This is a genomic window from Nesiotobacter zosterae (genome assembly GCF_033843645.1).
GTDB lineage: Bacteria > Pseudomonadota > Alphaproteobacteria > Rhizobiales > Stappiaceae > Pseudovibrio > Pseudovibrio zosterae.
Genome location: NZ_JAWXVZ010000005.1, coordinates 20,088 through 38,598, shown reverse-complemented (window position 1 = coordinate 38,598; position 18,511 = coordinate 20,088). Strand labels below are relative to the sequence as shown.

The window sequence follows — 18,511 nt, the reverse complement described above, 5'->3', positions numbered from 1 at the left end:
AGGGCTGGCAGCATTGCCTCAGACCACCACTGTCATCCCGCACTTGATGCGGGATCCAGCCGGGCGAGCGCCCAACCCACCGTACCCTGTAGCTCTGGATACCGGATCGGCGGTTCGCTCCGCTCCCCTTGTCCGGTATGACGCTGGTGGGGAGGATGGGGTTGAGGATCGCACTGGCGCTGAAAGGGCCAAGCGCCAGCAATTCAGGCGCTCGCTGTCTCTATGGAACAAGATCTCTTGAAGGCTGGCAGCATTGCCTAACATCACCACGCCCACCCAGCAACACACCTCACAGTCATCCCGCACTTGATGCGGGATCTAGTCGGGTGACTGCCCACCCGCCGCGCTCTGTGGCTCTGGATACCGGATCAGCGGCTCGCTGCGCTCCTCTTGTCCGGTATGACGCCGGTGGGGTGGATGGATGTGGGAGGTCTTTCAGGACGTTTCAGGCATAGTGAGTGAGGGCGAAAACGCCTATCGACATACTACTGCGTCACCCAGCAACACACCAAACGCCCACCCAACAACACACCTCGCCGTCATCCCGCACTTGATGCGGGATCCAGTCGGGCGGTCACCCCACCCGCAGTGTCCTGTAGCTCTGGATACCGGATCAGCGGCTCGCTGCGCTCCCCTTGTCCGGTGTGACATCCGAGGGGGGTGATAGGGATCGACAACATTACACTGGATACCGGATCGGCGGCTCGCTGCGCTCCCCTTGTCCGGCATGACGCCAGTGGGGAGGATGGGGTTGAGGATCGCACTTTATACCGGATTGGTGCTGTGCTGCTGCGGGGCGGAGGGCGCGGGTGTTTCCGGTTAGTCTGAGAGGGCCTTGCGGTCCAACCTTCGCCGTCGTGAGAGGGGTTTCACCACCCAATGGAGGGCCAGAGCGCCTGTGGTTGTGGCGAGAACTGCCACGCACAGCACCCATTTGGAGACCTCTTCCATTGCCCCCTGGATCATCACGGCATGGATGACGGTGGAGATGACCACCACGAGTGCAAGGCTATTGTGAACAAGCTGCCAAGTGGAGTAGCGCAGCCGCAACCGGCGGCGGCAAACCACAAGCACTGCCGTGAAGACAACGCCCCACATGGCGATGACGCCATAGATGGAAAAAGCGGTGGGAGAGACCAGCAGCAGCGCATCCACTGTGTCCGCCGGGCTGGTGAGGTAGAGCCCGCCCACATGAAGCAGCACGGCCACCACAATGCTGGCACCGACCCAGCGGTGCCACAAACGGCTGTGCGCCTTGTTCACCCCCGGCAGCGCGCCAAGGGCAAGCAAGGGCTGCAGCAAGAACAGGGCAAGCGCCGCAATGCCAGCGAAGCCGCCGATGATGTAGGCCATGCTGCGGTAGCCAAGATAGGGGCTTGTGGTGGCAAGAGCGACCGGCACCGCCACCAGAAGCGCGATGCCTGTCCAGATGCCAAAACTGACGAGGTTCTTGTGCTGTTTGGCCATGTTCCTTTCGAAAATCCCGTCAGGCCGGAGCCAAAACGAAATCCGCGTTTACTGAGGTGTCGCGGGCACTTGGCATGACCGGGCGCAAGAACACGGTTTTGAAAGCGCCATCATCATAGGCAAGGTGGGCGTGCGGCTCACCGAAGTTTGGAACAATCTGCTCGGTCTCCAGCCGGAAGGTGCCATCGGCGGCGGTCAGCACGCTGCCGTGATTTCGCGGCTCGCGCTCTCCGCCGATTGTGGTTGCGGCCCAAATCTGAATACGCACGCCGGAAAGCGGTGCGCCATCCCCTGCCCGGCGAACGGTGCCGGTGACCCAGAACCCGGAGCCCAAACGGTCCACGAGGGGCGCATTGGGGCGGTAGTTGTTGGCCCCGCCGCGCATGGTGGGCGTTGGGGCAAGGCCCTTGGCCTGTGCCGGGAGCGTGAGCGCAAGGGGGCTTTGGGTCAGCACCAGCCCGGCGGCCCCTGCGGCTACGAGAAACCTGCGGCGGTTCATGTCATTTGATCTCATTGGGATCTCGCTTCTTCGTTAGATGCTGATGCGGCGCTTGGCATGGGCAAAAGCCGACAGACCTAACCTATCGGAAACTACTTAAACCACACAACAAGGGGCAGGCGCACATTTGCGTGAGGTGGCCCCATGGCAGGACCATGCCCCCGTAGCGATGGACTGCGGGCAAAGCAGGCCCCACATAGCTGTTCAGCAGGCGGGGGCCTGACAGATTAGGGCGTTGCCTCTTTCTGTGCTCTGTTGTAAGCAGTTTGCCATGATTATTTTGTCGCATCAGATTCTGCAGGGTTGGTGGCGCGCTTAACGGCGGCCCCTGACAACGCATGTCCTGAGTTGACAAGTTGAACAGAAACCGCCGCGCTCCTTCGCAGGCGGTTTTGTTGTATCTGGCGCCTGTTTTTCGCATGTTTTGCAGGGCGCGGCCAACCAGTTGGAGTTGAGAAATGCCAGACTTGGCGGCACAGACTTACCTGACCAAAGGCGGCATCACAATTCGCCGCAAGACACGCCCAGCGAACTACGAAGCAGGCACGTCTGAGTGGATGGATCGGCTGGATCGGCAGCGCGGTGCTGTTCTTTCGTCCTCCTATGAGTATCCGGGCCGCTACACCCGCTGGGATATGGCGCTCGCCAACCCCCCGCTGCTTCTGGAGAGCAACGACCGGGCGGTGATGATCCGTGCGCTCAACCAGCGCGGTGAAGTCTTGATGCCGGTTATTCAAAAGGCATTGCAAGATCACCCTGACATTGACAGCTTCACGGCCGAAGGCAGCCGCATCGATCTGACCATCAAGGTCCCTGATCGTGCCTTCACGGAGGAGGAACGCTCCCGTCAGCCCTCCACGTTCTCGGTTGTGCGCACGCTCATCGAGCTGTTTGGCTGCGACGATGACCAGCTCGGGCTTTATGGGGCGTTTGGCTATGACCTGACATTCCAGTTCGAGCCCATCAACCTGAAGCTGGACCGTCCGGGCGACCAGCGTGACATGGTGCTGTTCCTGCCTGACGAAATCCTGATCGTGGACCACTATGGCCGTAAAGCCCATGTGCTGGAATATGAGTTTGAGGTTGACGGCCAGTCCACGGAAGGCCTTGCACGGACCGGGGAAGAAACCCCTTATGTTCCAGCAGGTGAAACACCGGGACGCGGGGATCACGAACCGGGCGAATATGCACAGCTGGTGCATAAGGCCGTGGAGTATTTCCGCCGGGGTGACTTGTTTGAGACGGTGCCAGGCCAGACCTTTTATGAGGTCTGTGAAAACCCGCCTTCTGCGGTTTCCCGCCGCCTGCAGCAGATCAACCCATCCCCCTATTCCTTCTTCATCAATCTGGGGGAGAGCGAATATCTGGTGGGTGCCTCGCCCGAAATGTATGTGCGCGTCACGGGTGGCCGCCGGGTGGAAACCTGCCCGATTTCCGGCACCATTCGCCGGGGCCGAAACGCCATTGAGGACGAAGCGCAAATCCGCAAGCTGCTGAACTCCGCCAAGGACGAAGCCGAGCTGACCATGTGCTCCGACGTGGACCGCAACGACAAGAGCCGCATCTGCGTGCCGGAGTCCGTGCGGGTCATCGGCCGTCGGCAGATCGAGATGTACTCCCGGCTGATCCACACGGTGGACCATATCGAGGGCACCTTGTTGCCTGACAAAGACGCGCTGGATGCATTCCTCTCACACACCTGGGCAGTGACTGTGACCGGCGCGCCGAAGCGCTGGGCCATGCAGTTCATCGAGGACCATGAGAAAAGCCCGCGGGCGTGGTATGGCGGCGCCATTGGCGCTGTGCTGTTCAACGGCGACATGAACACCGGCCTGACCCTGCGCACCGTGCGCATCAAGGACGGCGTGGCGCAGATACGTGCCGGTGCAACGCTGCTTTATGACAGCATCCCGGAGGATGAAGAGGCCGAGACAGAGCTGAAGGCTTCTGCCATGCGCGCTGCCGTGCGCGAGGCCGGATTGGCGCTTGCGCCGGAAGCAAAGGCTGAAGCCGCAAAGCCGGGAGCAGGCTTGAAAATCCTTCTGGTGGACCACGAGGACAGTTTCGTCCATACGCTGGCCAATTACTTCCGGCAGACGGGCGCAACAGTGGTGACATACCGCACGCCGGTTGCGGAAGAAGTGTTTGATGAGGTGAAACCGGATCTGGTGGTGCTCTCCCCCGGCCCCGGATCTCCAAAGGACTTCGACTGCACAGCGACCATTGCCAAGGCGCGTGCACGTGAGCTGCCAATCTTCGGCGTTTGCCTCGGTCTTCAGGCGCTTACGGAAAGCTTCGGCGGTACGTTGGGGCAGCTTGATGTGCCTATGCACGGCAAACCGTCTCCGGTCACATTCACCGAAGGCTCCAAGGTGTTTGCCGGCCTTGCATCACCTGTAACGGTGGGCCGCTACCACTCCCTGTTTGCCAAACGGGACACGCTGCCGGCTGAGCTGAAAGTGACCGCTGAAACCGAAGACGGAGTGGTGATGGCCATTGAACACGAGAGCCTGCCGATCAGCGCGGTTCAGTTCCATCCAGAATCAATCATGTCTCTGGATCAGGATGCAGGCCATGCAATCATCCGTAACGTGATCGACCAGGCGGTTATCTACAGAAAAACACGGATGTAGCCTACATGCACTCATTGGCGGAAATCCGCCACTGATTTTCCCTAGTATTGTTCCGAGGCCCAGTTAACCATCTTTAGTGAGTTTTCATTAACTCCTGTGGGCTCAGGCTGGGATGTGCCAAGGGAAATGAGGGGGGCATCTCTCGTGAAAAACAAGGAAGCACTCGCACTTTGTGGCATGGCAGCGGGTGCGTTCATCACTGTTGGACTGCTATTTGCGATGCAATTCACCGGCCCGGCGGAGTACCTCATGGGTGCTGCCATTGGGGCGCTGGTTGCAGATCGCGCATTCAGCTTCGCCTGGTTTCAAAAAGAGAAGCTGTACTGACACAACAAAAAAGCCGGGGATGGGAGTTCCCGGCTTTTTGCTTTTTCAAGGTCTCAAGCGGACGCTCAGTCCACCTTGCGCACGGCACCCATAGCCGCGCTGGTTGTCATCTTGGCATAGGCCTTCAGCGCCGTGGAGACTTTGCGCTTGCGCTTTTCAAGCGGCTTCCAAGCGGCATCGCCCTTGGCTTCCATCGCCGCGCGGCGCTCGGCCAGCACCTCGTCGGAAACCTCCATGCGAATGATGCGGTTCGGGATATCGATGTAGATCATATCCCCCTCTTCCACGAGGCCGATGTTGCCGCCTTCAGCCGCCTCTGGGGAGACGTGTCCGATGGACAGACCGGAGGTGCCACCAGAGAAGCGACCATCGGTGATGAGCGCACAGGAAGCCCCCAGACCCTTGGACTTCAGATAGCTGGTTGGGTAGAGCATTTCCTGCATGCCCGGCCCACCGCGCGGCCCCTCGTAGCGGATGATGACAACATCGCCCGCTTTGACCTTGCCGGTGAGAATGTCGCTGACAGCCTTTTCCTGACTTTCAAAGATGCGCGCCGGACCGGTGAACTTGAGGATGCTTTCATCCACCCCTGCTGTCTTCACGATACAGCCGTCGATGGCCAGATTGCCATAAAGCACGGCCAGACCGCCGTCCTGCGAGAACGCATGTTCCTTGGAGCGGACAACGCCGTTTTCGCGGTCGTCATCAACGCCCTCGGCATAGCGAGAGCTCTGCGAGAACGCCTGAGTGGTGCGCACGCCACCCGGCGCTGCAGTGTAGAACTCACGCACACTGTCTGACGGGTTGCGCATGATGTCCCAACGATCCAGCGCATCCTTCATGGTGGCAGAGTGGACGGTAGGCACGTCCGTGTGCAGAAGGCCTGCGCGGTCCAGCTCGCCGAGAATACCCATGATGCCACCAGCGCGGTGGATGTCTTCCATATGGACGTTCTCGATGCTTGGCGCGACCTTGCAGAGCACGGGAACGGAACGTGACAGACGGTCGATATCATCCATGGTGAAATCGATCTCGCCTTCCTGCGCGGCCGCGAGCAGGTGCAAGATGGTGTTGGTGGACCCGCCCATGGCGATGTCCATGGTCATGGCATTTTCGAAGGCGCGGAAGCTGGCAATGTTGCGCGGCAATACACTTTCATCGCCCTGCTCGTAGTAGCGCTTGGTCAAATCCACGATGAGGTGACCGGCTTCAATGAAAAGGCGCTTGCGGTCGGCATGGGTTGCCAGCGTTGAGCCGTTGCCCGGCAAAGACAGGCCCAGCGCTTCGGTCAGGCAGTTCATGGAGTTTGCCGTGAACATGCCGGAACAAGAGCCACAGGTTGGGCAGGCTTCGCTTTCGATGGACTTCACGTCCTCATCGGACATGGAGTCGCTGGCCGCGGCCACCATGGCGTCAACCAGATCGAGCTTGCGGGCTTCGCCATTGGCCAGAGTGACCTTGCCGGCCTCCATGGGGCCGCCGGAAACAAAGACGGCAGGAATGTTGAGGCGCATGGCGGCCATGAACATGCCTGGCGTGATCTTGTCACAGTTGGAAATGCAAACCATGGCATCCGCGCAGTGCGCGTTGATCATGTATTCCGCCGCATCGGCAATCAGCTCGCGAGACGGCAATGAGTAGAGCATACCATCGTGCCCCATGGCGATGCCATCATCCACCGCAATGGTGTTGAACTCCTTGGCGACACCGCCCGCCTTCTCCACTTCACGGGCAACGAGCTGGCCAAGATCCTTCAAGTGTACGTGACCTGGCACGAACTGGGTGAAGGAGTTCACAATCGCGATGATTGGTTTGCCGAAGTCGTCATCCTTCATGCCGGTGGCGCGCCACAGGCCGCGAGCCCCGGCCATGTTCCGGCCGTGGGTGGAGGTACGCGAGCGATAGTTGGGCATTGGCTTCCTCTAGAGTTGATTTCCAACCAGCAGCTTGCGCAGCATTGTTAGAAATTCAAGATTATTTCCGCAATTTTCGAAACCCTACACCATTTCAAAGCAAAGGTGTACCCGCCAGTACGGCTTATTCCCCATCGATCGATTGAACTAATCTCTTTAAAGGAACGGTCCAATCTCAATTTTCGAACCATGCCGATAGGGCAAGCCGATACAAGGAAGGCCCGGCAGGATGACCGCCGAGCCTTTTGTTCATGCATTTTGGCGCCGTCGGCGCGGTTCTAGCTGCGCTTGAGTGCGACGATGTAATCCTCTTTGGGGAAGCTGGTGTCGTAGTCAAAACGATAGCCGGTCGCTCCCTCAGGATCCTTGCGGAACCTGAAAACGTTCACGTTGTACAGCACCGGTGCGTTGCTGTTTTCCCAAAGATCCACGCTCTCGCCAATGACATTGAGCTTGAAGGTGGTATCCCCAAGAGTGACCTCGACCCCGTTTTTCTCGCCCTTTGTTCCGGCAACACTGAAGGTCGCTTTCTTTGCATTCACGATGCCCGACAGCAGCACATAGCGATAACGCTGGGAGTTTGCACCGCGGATTTGCGCTTCTTCAATGCGCCAAGCCGCCATTTCCGGGCTGTTCATGACATATCGAGGGTCAACAAACCGGACCGTCTCCACATCATTAAGCTCAATGACCGTTTCCCTTGCGGCCCGCGTTTCCAGCTTTGCCTGCAGATCCGGCGAGAGTTGCACCCCGCTGATTTCTGCATCTACTCCATTGACTGCCTTGGAATAGCGCCTGCCCACTGTTCCGGAGTTGCTGGTATCAAAGTCACCAGCTTGAATATCCAGAACGTGGGTCAAAGACTCCGCTTCCGTGTCCCAAATGAAGACCTGCCCATGGGAATACACCTTGGTGTTGACATAGCCCATCGCAGTTTCTGCATTGTCGAAATTCAACTTCAGTTGCGGTGCACATCCGGCAAGTGCCGCTATGCCCGCAACAATAATAATCCTCGAAAAACCCAGCATTTAAAACCTCAACCCCCAGTAGAATCACCCAATCAATTTTCAATTGTAATGAATTACGTAGCGACACAAACGGTCAGCCACTGATTTTCTACTGGTAATTAAGGAATTTCTTTTAAAGACGCGCCTTTTCCTCCTCTAGAGGAAAGGGCCCAGTTCTATTTTTGAACCATCATGGAAACGGTTGAACCGGAAGCGGGTCATGTCATGACCCGCCGGATTGCCTTCCATGAGATCGCTCATGATGCGCCCTGCCGCCGGGCCAATGCCAAAGCCGTGACCTGAAAAGCCGGTGGCGATGAACAGCCCCTTGTGATTGGGCGCTTCATCCATGATCGGAATGAAGTCGGGCATGGCATCAATCATCCCGGCCCAGATTTCGACAAGCCGGGTGCCTGCCAGCTGCGGAAAGCGATCTGCCAACCGGGCCAGCATGGTGGTTTTTGCAGAAGGTGCTGGCTGCGGGTTCATGACCCGCACATTCTCAAAGGGGGTGACGTCGTTCCCGGTCCATGACCGTTTGTGCCCCCATGAATCCGGATGCCCCTTGGGCCCTTTGAGCCCCAGAGAAACACCTTTGAAGGACACCTTGTAGGACGGCAACCACTTGAACAGGTGCTTGAAGGAGCTAGGCCCGATGAAGTGGTTATGCAGATCGGACAGGGCCAACGAGTAGCCGCCATCCATACGCCGCCGGAAAGCGAAGTTGCTGTCTGCGGCGTTGCCGTTGAACACATTTTCTACCGGAGCAGTTGCGGCCACAGTGGCGCGCACGGCAAGCTGGGGCATCTTCACGCCCATGTTGTCTGCAAACAAGGCGGACCAAGCGCCCCCCGCCAGAAGGACACGCCCTGCCTTGATGCGGCCCTGCTCAGTGACCGCTCCTGTGAGCTGGCCGCCTTCAAAGTCCAGCGTGCGCACGGCGCAGTCTTCGACGATGGTCACCCCAAAGCGTTCGGCAATGCGGGCGATTGCAGGCACGGCCTGCCACGGCTCCGCACGGGCATCGCTGGGCGTGACCATGCCGCCGCGCCACCTGCCTGGACGCCCCTGAATCTGCTCCAGAACCTGTTTCTCGGTGAGGATCTGGGTATCAAGACCATGCTCCTTGGCGAGCTTCATGAATGCTTCGTAGGAGGCCAGGTCCTTTTCGCTTTCGGCCAGATAGTAAACGCCCTGCTGAGTGAAACCGAGGTCTTCGTTGGTCTCGGTGACGAGCTGCTGCCAGATGCGGTTTGATTCCATGGTGATGGGCAATTCGGCATGGTCGCGCCCCTGCTGGCGGATCCAGCCCCAGTTGCGGCTGGATTGCTCCCCGGCTACGCGGCCCTTTTCGCAGACCACCACCTTCACGCCCTTCTTGGCCAGATGATAGGCGGTACTGATGCCGATCACGCCCCCGCCGATGATGAGCACATCGGTTGCTTCAGGCAGAACGCCAGCAAACTGCTTTGGGGTTTGATCGGAATACGTGACCATTGCCATCTCCACCGGACCGAGCGAAAAATAAGAGGGCAGCGTGCCGCCCTCCTCAATCTCCCCTGCGCTGGCTTAGCGCGGTGCCAAGCGGATGGCCCCATCCAGACGGATGACCTCGCCATTCAACATGGTGTTTTCGCAGATGCTCTCAACGAGTTTGGCGTAGTCTTCACCCGTTCCCAGACGGGATGGGAACGGCACCTGAGCTGCCAGAGAGTCCTGCACTTCCTGCGGCATGCCCCCGAGCATCGGGGTCTCAAAGATACCCGGTGCAATGGTCATGATGCGCACACCAGACTTTGCCAGATCGCGTGCGATTGGAAGCGTCATGCCGACAACGCCACCCTTGGAGGCTGAGTAGGCAGCCTGACCGACCTGACCATCGTAAGCGGCAACGGACGCCGTGCAGATGATGAGGCCACGCTCGCCATCGTCAGTGATTGGCTCCTGCTGAACCATGGAAGTGGCAGCGTGGGTGAGGCAGCGGAAAGAGCCGACCAGATTGATGTCGATGACCTTCTGGAAGCTTTCCAGCGGGTGATGCTCACCGCGGGAGGTTGTCTTCATGCCGATGGCGATGCCAGCGCAGTTGACCAGAATACGCGTGGGGCCATGGGCCTGCTCCGCGGCTTTCAGACCTGCGGTCACGCTCTCTTCGCTGGTGACATCAACCTTGATGAACAGGCCGGAGATTTCCTCCGCAATTGCCTGACCGGCTTCTTCGTTCAAGTCAAATAGCGTTACCTTTACGCCTCTGCTGGCGAGCTTGCGTGCCGTAGCTGCGCCAAGACCAGATGCGCCTCCCGTTACGACGGCAGAAACAGTATTATCGAGTTTCATAGACCCTAAAATCCCATTGTTCTCTAATCGGCCCTCCCAAAAACGACGGCCATCTTCGTATTGACCCTAATTCGGACAATTACGCAAGAACAACAAGCTCTACTGTTCCATTGATTCCTGCAACCTCACCTGACCTAAAGTTCAATTCCGCTACGGAAAATCCTTGTTTTACAGCGGCATCATAGGTTGTTCGGTCAGTGAGCACCGTAGACCCCACGGCCTTGTTGGCGTCCTCCAATTTCGCTGCGCGGTTGACCGCATCTCCTATCACGGTGAATTCGAGCCGATCGTCGACCCCAACAACGCCAACCGTCACTTCGCCAGATGCCACGCCAACGCCGATGCGGAAATCCAATGGCCAGCCCGCCTCCCGAAACTGGGGAGCAGCTGCCGTGAGAACCCGGTTCAACTCCACAGCTGCGGCCAGGGCCTTGGCCTCATTGGCCTCGGTTTCTTCAACCGCGCCAAAGGTGGCCAGAATGCCATCACCCAGAAACTTGTCGATCTGCCCACCGGCCTCGGTGATGATCTTGCCTGCAAGCTGCTGGTAAAGCGCCAGAACACGCATGGTGGCCTGGGGTGTCAGGGTTGCCGCTGTTGAGGTGAAGCTGCGGATGTCGACCATGAGAATGGCGCTGTCGCGGATCATTCCCTGCCCGGCTTTCACCTTTTCATCCGCCGAGACAATGGAGTTGGCGACTTGAGGATCAAAGAAACGGCTGAGATCCTCCACCGCCAGATGCTCTCTGACCGCCGCAAACAGCATGCGCCGGCCGCGCAGCAACGCCAAGGACAGCAGGCCCGTGACAGAGATGATGATGATCAGCTTGTCGAGTTCTGCACCAATGAGAATGGCGTTGCTGGTGAGATAGTCCACGTAGTTGCGGGTGATCTTCATGGCGCCCATCTCCGACATGAGGGCGTAAGACACCAACCCCAGCCAGCCAACGGTTGCCACGGCGCCCGTCCAGAGCACGAACCGGGGATCAAACCGCAAGGCCCGTAGCGCAATGAAGAGGAAAACATACATGAGCGTGGGCGTCTTGAGATAGAACGCCGGGTGCTGCCCATACTGGATGTGGAAGGAAAAGATGATGGCCACCAAAAGCGCCACGTCCACACAAACGGAGATGATCAAGTACCAATCCGGCAGCACGGCGCGAAACGAAAGGTAAATGCGCACGATCGTGAACAGGAAGTAGCCGGTTATGGCATAGGGCACGAAATTGAACCCTTCAGAGCCCTCGGCGCGCGGTGCGATGGCATAAAGCACCGCAAAAAACACGATGACACCAAGCTGGATGATGCCGATCAACCGCTCGGCAGCCACTTCCTGACGTGCAATTTCCTGACGGACACGGGCGGGAAGAACGCCCTCTGTCACGCGAGGGCCAAGGATGCTCTCCCACACAATGCGCATGCGTCGTTTGGGAGCGACTGCGGGCTCTGGGATTGATTTTTCTTCTGGAAGGCGCTCGGAGATTTGCTCTCCGGTGGTCTGATGCATGCAGATGGCTCCCAACTCACACTGGCTCTAACCTTTACGGCCACGCCCTGCGCGCAGAGCACATCTGACGCCAACAGACTGAGAGTGTGACAAAACCGGAAGCCTAGGGGCGGAACACCATTCCTTCTGAGGCGATGAGAGCGCCCGGGTGCCGTTCCTTCGCTGCGATGCCAATTTCGTCCAGTTCGTCATCCGTTCGCGTCGGGTCGTGGTGGAAGATCACCGGCGTCTTGACGTTTGCCTTGACGCACTGCTCAACCACATGCTCCCAAGTGGAATGGCCATAGCCTTTGTATTTTTCGTAGTCTACGCTGGTGTACATGCCATCGTAGATCACAACTTCGGCATCACGAATAAACTCCACGACAGCATCATCAATTTCCGCATCGCCCATTTCATGGTCGGTGATGATGCACATGGACTTGCCATCATAGATAAACTTGTAGCCGCATGCGCCCCCCGGATGGTTGAGCGGCATGGTGCATATGCGCAGGCCGGAGTCCCGGTCCATGCAGCTACCTGCGATGAACTCGCCAAACTCGATGCCCTTCAGGTTCGACGCCGTGATCGGAAACACAGGCGGAGACATCACGCGGCAGATCACATCCTTCAGTTCGCGGTGAGGGTTGAAACACCCTGCCCAAACCTTGATGTGAAAGCGCGGGTCATAAGCTGGCTTGAAGAACGGGAGGCCGCATATGTGATCGAGATGAGTGTGCGAAAAGAACAGGTCCACCGGACGCCCTGGCCCTTTGACCAGTTCATAACCGAGGTTGCGCGCGCCAGAGCCGCAATCGACAACAATAAGGTCATCACCCGCTCTGATTTCAAAGCAGGTCGTTTCGCCGCCATAGCGCAGGGTCCCCGTCCCCGGCGTTGGGGTTGAGCCGCGCACCCCCCAAATTTTTAGCGAAAACTCGTGCACCAAACTACCTTCCCGATCCTTTCGTCCAGCCTTTTGCCTCAGGAGTGAGCCTTGGCGTCGGCCAGATCTCTTGTCGTTTTTTCGAGACGCTGCGCCAGTACCCTCATAACCTCCAGCGACATCTCCGGAAACTCCTTCAAGAGTTTAAGAAAATTGTCTTTGGATACGGTCAGCACGTCTGTTGTCCCAACTGCTCTCAATGTAGCGGTTCTTGGGACATCACACAGGATCGCAATTTCACCGACAATGGCATGATGACCCACAGTTGCCACGTGTTCTCCGTCCACCACCACCGCGGCTTCACCGGACAGGATGATGAAAGCGCTGTCGCCCACATCTCCTTGAACGCACATGTCCTCTCCGTCCTGAAACTCCATGCGCTCGCTGATGAACGCCAGCAAGCGGAGTTTGGTCTGGTCGATACCTGAGAACAGCGGCACCTTTCTCAATGCTGCAACTTCTGTATCGATACTCACTTCATTTTCCTCCACCCAAACGGAAAGATTTCAATCGGCCACACGGTTCGGACTCACTCACTGCTTCAACCCTACAACTTTTTAGGAGAAAGACGAAACCCTTCCGTTTTCCAAGAGGATATACGCATCGAATTCATCCTTTACCGGAACGTTGGTGGATCCGAAAATGAGCGTTCTTCCTTCCAGCAGTTTGCGAATGCCATTGCGCAATTCACGGTCCGTTTCCGTGACACCGGCAATGGTGTCGTCCAAGATCGTAATGGGTGCCGACTTCATGAGCGCCCGCGCCACACAGATCATGCGGCGCTGGTGCGCAGACAAGCGCGACCCGGCCACGCCTACGTGGTAGTCCAACCCGGCGCGGCGCACTGGCTGGCGCAAGCCCAACTCCATCACAAGCTCGCGCACTACTTCATCAATGCGCTGACGTGCATCACGACGGTCGAGACGCGGACGACCAAACAGCAGGTTGTCCTCAATGGTGAGCGTTGGCATGTACGTGTCGTTGTCGAAGAAGGTGATGACGTCGTTTTCCGCCCCTACGCGGTCGCGGAACTCCTTGCGGCGCTTGACGAATTCTTCCTGCAACGCATCATCCATGACACCGAGACGGTGTTTGGACGGCACCAGTTTGAAGGCCAGGTTGATCAGGCGGTTACGGTCCGCGATCCTGGTCTTCTTCGGCAGCTTGCCCGCTTTCATCTGGCGCAGGATGCGCTCAAACTCAGGCAAATCTTCCTGCTTAATAAAGGAATATGTGTCAAGAAGTTCACTGTCGCCACTCACGTCGGAGAACAGCTCGATCATGATTTCAGCGATCTGCTTACCGATCTCGACAAGGCGCTCATCAAGTCCGGTGTCTTCAAGGAACTTGACGGCCCGCTTGTTCTTCAACACGTCCTCAAGCTGCAGTGAGCTGTCTTTCGGAACCGCGAAAAACAGGTTCTCCGCAAGGCTGGCAGAGGCGTTGAAGGTGTCTATGTCCCACAGCTCAACGAGATTGCGCAGTTTCGGATCGGTCTGAACCTTTCCGGCAAGCACGTGCCGGGCATCCAGAATGCGCTGTACCAGCTCGGCGTCGTGTTCTGGATCGATGACGGATTGAAGGCCGAGGCGATAAAGATCCTTCGACAGACCCAGTACCTCGATGATCTCCAGAACCCGGTTATCAAGCTCTTCCGTGTCTTTTGCGCCAGCACGGTCATAGTCCAGCCAGTTCACATCCAGACTGTACTCCGGATTGGCAGTGGCGCGCGCCTCTTCCATCCAGCGGCGATATTCCGAGGATGAAGCATGCTCTTTGGATGGCTCATCCAGCGGACGGTTGCGCAGACCATAGTAAAGGTTGTCGCGAATTGTGCCGGTCCAAACGTGAACCGAACCGCCCACATAAGCGATCTGACGGCCCAACGTGGCCTCACAGAGCCCTTCCAGATTGTGGGTGCCAATCTCGACACGGCCAGCCGTGGGGCTTAAAAGACCAGCCGCCATCTGGAGCACTTCCGTCCGGCCGGAGCCGTCGACGCCAATCACCGCGAAAGTCTTGCCGCTTTTGGCCGTGAGGTTGATACCGAAGACCTCCTGCCCTGAAGAGCCTCCGGCGAATGTGGCATTGGTCATGACCAGATCGCCATCCAGATTGAAGCTCTCTTCGCCCTTGATGCGCTCCAGTGGGTAGATGTCCTGCGGATCGAAGTTTTCGACCACAGTCTGATACTTGACGTTCACATCAGCGGTCATCTGGTAGTAAGCCAGAAGCTCTTTCCACGGAGCTGCCAGATCCTTGTAGGCCGCGATGACTGCGATCAGAGCACCAATGCTGAGCTCGCCCTTGATGACCAGATAGCCGCCGATCAGATAAAAGAAGAACGGCGTCAGTTGGTTCATGAAGTTATTCACGAACTTGATGAAGTACTTCCGGTTGTAAATATCGAAGCGAATGCGGAAGTTTTTATAGAGGCGATCAGACAGATCCGCCGAGTGCCATGCGGAGGCGTCATTGGCGTGGATCTCCGTGACACCGCCAATGCTCTCCCCGATCTTGTCGGAGATGACACGCACATTGCGTACACGCTCGCGAGACAGCAGAACCACTTTTTTCTGCAGTTTCGGGATAATGTAGGCCTGAATTGGATAGGAGCTGATGGCTGCCAGCCCGAGAAGCGGGTCTTGCAAGAAGATGAAGCCCAGCTGCACCACCAGCATGCCGCCCTGATAAGCTGGCAGAGCGATGGCCTCGCCAATGAAGCCGCCCACATCCTCAACTTCCGCAGTGATCATCGGGATGATTTCACCGGAGCTGACTTTCCTGAAGTGGGGCAACCGGAAACGCAGAACACGCTGGTAGAGGTCGAACCGCAAGCGGCGCAACATGCGCTCGCCGAGGCGGCCCTTGTAGACATTCAGGAACAGCTTGATGCCATTGCTGACCACAACCAGAAACAGGAAAAGAAAACACAGAAAGGCCAGATACTCGATCTGGTCCAGTTCAACGCCCATCACTTCACGCGGAAAGGCAGTTCCCTGAATGGCGTCGTTGGTAATCTGCTTTGGAAGATCCAGCAGCATGAAGCTGACTGGATAGGACAGACAGGTAATCAGCAAAATCGTGATCTGATACCTGGCTGAGTTCTTCCAGATAAACCGAAAGAGGCTTTTCTCCATTAGGAACCTGGTCCACTCATTCTCATTGGCAGGGCGCTGGCATACGGGGTGCCGCGCTGATCTTCGGGCACAGCGCTGGCCGCACCCGACCTTCGGCCTGTGCTACAACCTGCGCTACAGTAGAGATTCAACTATTAACAATCCAGAAGAGACTCAATCCATTTTGACAATCTAAGTCATTGCGGATCAGCCACTATGCTTTTAGTGTCGCAGCAAAAGCGCCGAGTGTACTGGTTGGCGTAAGGGTATCCTCCTATAATTATGATGAGTGCATGACTTCCAACGCCCTCAAGGTTCTGATTTACAGCCACGATACATTCGGCTTGGGCCACTTGCGCCGCTGCCGTGCGATTGCACAGTCTCTGGTGGGCACATTCTCGGAAATGTCCGTGCTCATCCTCTCCGGATCACCGATCATAGGCAGCTATGAGTTCAAGTCTCGGGTGGACTTTGTCCGTATCCCCGGCGTCATCAAGCTGCGCAGCGGGGATTACACATCGCTGTCGTTGCACTTGAACATCGATCACACGCTTGCCATTCGTTCGTCCATAATCGAGCACACGGCTAAGGTTTTTAATCCGGACATATTTATTGTTGATAAGGAACCCTTGGGATTGCGCGGGGAAGTGCTGCCGACGCTGCAATACCTTGCCGACACGCCGACTCAGCTGGTGCTGGGTCTGCGCGATGTGATGGATGATCCGGAAGTTTTGCGCGAAGAATGGGACCGCAAGAACGTGGACCCGGCGCTGATCGACCTTTACGACGAAATCTGGGTCTACGGCCCGTCTTTCATGAACAATCCGCTGGACGGCATGGGCCTGCCGCAGTCCGTTCATGACAAGACGCTTTTCACTGGTTACCTGCAGCGCTCGTTGCCAAAGGTTTCTGCCAACTTTACGCCGCCGTTCGATGGCGCGCCGTACATTCTGGTTACCCCTGGCGGGGGTGGTGATGGCATTGAACTGGTGGACTGGGTGATGCGCGCCTATGAATCTCGTGAGCGCCCCCTCTTCCCAGCCCTGATTGTGCTGGGCCCCTTCATGCCCTCAGAGAAGGTGGAGAACTTTGCCGCACGCGCCGAGGAGCTGCGCGATGTGGAAGTGATCCGCTTTACACCGGAAATGGAGCCCTACATTGACCGGGCGACGGCCGTTGTGGGCATGGGTGGCTACAACACGTTCTGTGAGATCCTGTCGTTTGACAAGCCGACCTTGCTGGTGCCGCGGGTTGTGCCGCGCCGCGAGCAAGCGATCCGCGCCGAGCAAGCCAAACGCCTTGGCCTTGTGCGCGTGCTGCCGATCGACGCCTATCCTGACATCGACCTGATGCTGGATGCGCTTTCCGAGTTGCCGGGGGCACCGGCACCTTCGCAGGCGCAGTCCAGAACCGTTCTCGGCGGTCTTGAGGTTATCAATGCGCGGGTTGATGAAATCTACCGTGCACGCGATATAACCCCAGTCTACAAAGAGGACACCCCCGTGCTGCAATTGGCCGCTCATCGGCCTTCCTAGGTTCAATAATTACATGTCACGTATCGCTGTAGTGGTGAAAGGCTACCCACGCCTTTCTGAGACGTTCATTGCCCAAGAGATTCTGGGGCTGCAGAACAGGGGCATTGGCCAGCTCATCGTTGCGCTGCGCAAACCCTATGATCCTTACATTCACGAGCTGCACCGCCAGATCAAAAGCGACGTGCTGTACTTGCCCGAGTACATCAAGGATGACCCCAAACGGGTAGCCAAGGCCATTTCCTGGGCAAAGAAACAGCCGACCTATGACAAGGCACGGGCGCTGTTTGAGGCTGACCTTGCCAATGAAAACAACAACAACCGCAAGCGGCGCTGGGGGCAAGCCTGTGTGTTTGCCCATGAGCTGCCGGAGGATGTGACCTGGATTCACACCCACTACCTGCACACGCCGTGTTCGGTTTCGCGCTATGCTGCGCACCTGTCCGGCCGCAAGTGGTCGTTCTCTGCCCATGCAAAGGACATTTGGACCTCTCCTGAGTGGGACCTGAAGGTGAAGCTGGCAGACGCGGCATGGGGAGTGACCTGCACCCAGGTGAACGTGGACTATCTGCAAAGCCTGATGGATGCACCGGAGAAAATAGAACTGGTCTACCATGGCTTGGATTTCAGCTCATTTCCGGTAAAGGATGGCGCGCGGCAACCGCTGACGGGGGCTCAAGAGACCCCGGTTACACTGCTTTCCGTGGGCCGGGCCGTTGAGAAAAAGGGCTACGACACCCTGCTTCAGGCTTTGAAAAAGCTGCCGCAGGACCTGAATTGGCGCTTCGTTCACATCGGCGGCGGCGAGCTTGCGGACAAGCTGAAAACACTTGGTGAGAAGCTCGGCATTGCAGACCGGATTGAGTGGCGCGGAGCCCAGCCGCGCGAGGAAGTCATCAAAGCCTGTATGCAGGCAGACCTGTTCGCTCTGCCCTGCAAGATTGCCAAGACCGGCGACCGGGACGGCCTGCCAAATGTTTTGATGGAAGCGCAGGCCATGGGCCTTTGCTGCGTTTCTACGCAGGTTTCTGCCATTCCTGAGCTGATTGAAGATGGCAAGACCGGCCGTCTTGTGGCACCGGAAGCGCCAAAGGAATTGGCAGATGTGCTTCTAGAGCTTATCAAGGATCCGCAGCAGCGTGACAGGCTGGGCCAGGCAGGCTCGGCGCATGTGCGCAGCAGCTTTGAAACCGCACCGGGACTGGACAGGCTGAAAGCCAAGTTCGACACCGTTTTATGAGATAG

General features: G+C 57.7%; 15 protein-coding genes. 5 read left to right on the top strand and 10 right to left on the bottom strand.

Annotated features, from left to right (window positions below; genetic code table 11):
* On the top strand, positions 1-241 hold a 241-nt coding region (locus Q3Y58_RS08405), incomplete at its 5' end, for a hypothetical protein (RefSeq protein WP_319621904.1).
* 578 nt (positions 242-819) lie between these two features.
* On the opposite strand, the gene Q3Y58_RS08400 is transcribed toward Q3Y58_RS08405, so the two are convergent.
* Together Q3Y58_RS08400 and Q3Y58_RS08395 are read right to left on the bottom strand one after the other, a co-directional pair.
* Positions 820-1,467, bottom strand: coding sequence for a ferric reductase-like transmembrane domain-containing protein (locus Q3Y58_RS08400; RefSeq protein ID WP_319621903.1), 648 nt, complete (start codon positions 1,465-1,467; stop codon positions 820-822).
* A 19-nt stretch (positions 1,468-1,486) separates the two neighbouring features.
* Positions 1,487-1,981, bottom strand: a complete 495-nt coding sequence (locus Q3Y58_RS08395) for a peptidase associated/transthyretin-like domain-containing protein (RefSeq protein ID WP_028482952.1) — start codon at positions 1,979-1,981, stop codon at positions 1,487-1,489.
* Between the two features lie 443 nt (positions 1,982-2,424).
* On the opposite strand from Q3Y58_RS08395, the gene Q3Y58_RS08390 reads away from it, so the two are divergent.
* Entirely contained in the window at positions 2,425-4,599 is a 2,175-nt protein-coding gene (locus Q3Y58_RS08390) for an anthranilate synthase (protein ID WP_319621902.1), read from the top strand.
* A 144-nt stretch (positions 4,600-4,743) separates the two neighbouring features.
* Positions 4,744-4,926 (top strand): hypothetical protein, encoded by a 183-nt coding sequence (locus tag Q3Y58_RS08385; protein WP_319621901.1) that lies wholly within the window; start codon positions 4,744-4,746, stop codon positions 4,924-4,926.
* Between the two features lie 65 nt (positions 4,927-4,991).
* Here the strand turns inward: Q3Y58_RS08385 and ilvD are convergent, their stop codons facing one another.
* The 8 genes from ilvD to Q3Y58_RS08345 form a co-directional block, all read right to left on the bottom strand.
* Positions 4,992-6,839 carry a dihydroxy-acid dehydratase gene (ilvD, locus tag Q3Y58_RS08380; RefSeq protein WP_319621900.1) on the bottom strand — a complete coding sequence of 616 codons (1,848 nt, stop codon included), beginning with the start codon at positions 6,837-6,839 and terminating at the stop codon, positions 4,992-4,994.
* A 278-nt stretch (positions 6,840-7,117) separates the two neighbouring features.
* Complete coding sequence (locus tag Q3Y58_RS08375; protein WP_319621899.1) at positions 7,118-7,867, bottom strand: hypothetical protein; 750 nt, start codon at positions 7,865-7,867, stop codon at positions 7,118-7,120.
* Between the two features lie 135 nt (positions 7,868-8,002).
* Positions 8,003-9,343 (bottom strand): NAD(P)/FAD-dependent oxidoreductase, encoded by a 1,341-nt coding sequence (locus Q3Y58_RS08370; protein WP_319621898.1) that lies wholly within the window; start codon positions 9,341-9,343, stop codon positions 8,003-8,005.
* A 72-nt stretch (positions 9,344-9,415) separates the two neighbouring features.
* Positions 9,416-10,183, bottom strand: a complete 768-nt coding sequence (locus tag Q3Y58_RS08365) for a 3-hydroxyacyl-CoA dehydrogenase (RefSeq protein ID WP_274217205.1) — start codon at positions 10,181-10,183, stop codon at positions 9,416-9,418.
* A gap of 79 nt (positions 10,184-10,262) precedes the next feature.
* Complete coding sequence (locus tag Q3Y58_RS08360; RefSeq protein WP_319621896.1) at positions 10,263-11,690, bottom strand: adenylate/guanylate cyclase domain-containing protein; 1,428 nt, start codon at positions 11,688-11,690, stop codon at positions 10,263-10,265.
* Positions 11,691-11,793: 103 nt separating this feature from the next.
* Positions 11,794-12,615, bottom strand: a complete 822-nt coding sequence (locus Q3Y58_RS08355) for an MBL fold metallo-hydrolase (protein ID WP_319621895.1) — start codon at positions 12,613-12,615, stop codon at positions 11,794-11,796.
* A 38-nt stretch (positions 12,616-12,653) separates the two neighbouring features.
* Positions 12,654-13,091: a cyclic nucleotide-binding domain-containing protein gene (locus Q3Y58_RS08350; RefSeq protein WP_274217208.1), complete on the bottom strand. Its 438-nt coding sequence runs from the start codon at positions 13,089-13,091 to the stop codon at positions 12,654-12,656.
* An 81-nt stretch (positions 13,092-13,172) separates the two neighbouring features.
* Positions 13,173-15,755 carry an ATP-binding cassette domain-containing protein gene (locus Q3Y58_RS08345; RefSeq protein ID WP_319621894.1) on the bottom strand — a complete coding sequence of 861 codons (2,583 nt, stop codon included), beginning with the start codon at positions 15,753-15,755 and terminating at the stop codon, positions 13,173-13,175.
* A 272-nt stretch (positions 15,756-16,027) separates the two neighbouring features.
* On the opposite strand from Q3Y58_RS08345, the gene Q3Y58_RS08340 reads away from it, so the two are divergent.
* Both Q3Y58_RS08340 and Q3Y58_RS08335 read left to right on the top strand, forming a co-directional pair.
* Positions 16,028-17,269 carry a glycosyltransferase family protein gene (locus Q3Y58_RS08340; protein ID WP_274217210.1) on the top strand — a complete coding sequence of 414 codons (1,242 nt, stop codon included), beginning with the start codon at positions 16,028-16,030 and terminating at the stop codon, positions 17,267-17,269.
* Between the two features lie 13 nt (positions 17,270-17,282).
* Positions 17,283-18,506: a glycosyltransferase family 4 protein gene (locus Q3Y58_RS08335; protein ID WP_274217211.1), complete on the top strand. Its 1,224-nt coding sequence runs from the start codon at positions 17,283-17,285 to the stop codon at positions 18,504-18,506.
* Positions 18,507-18,511: the final 5 nt, after the last annotated feature.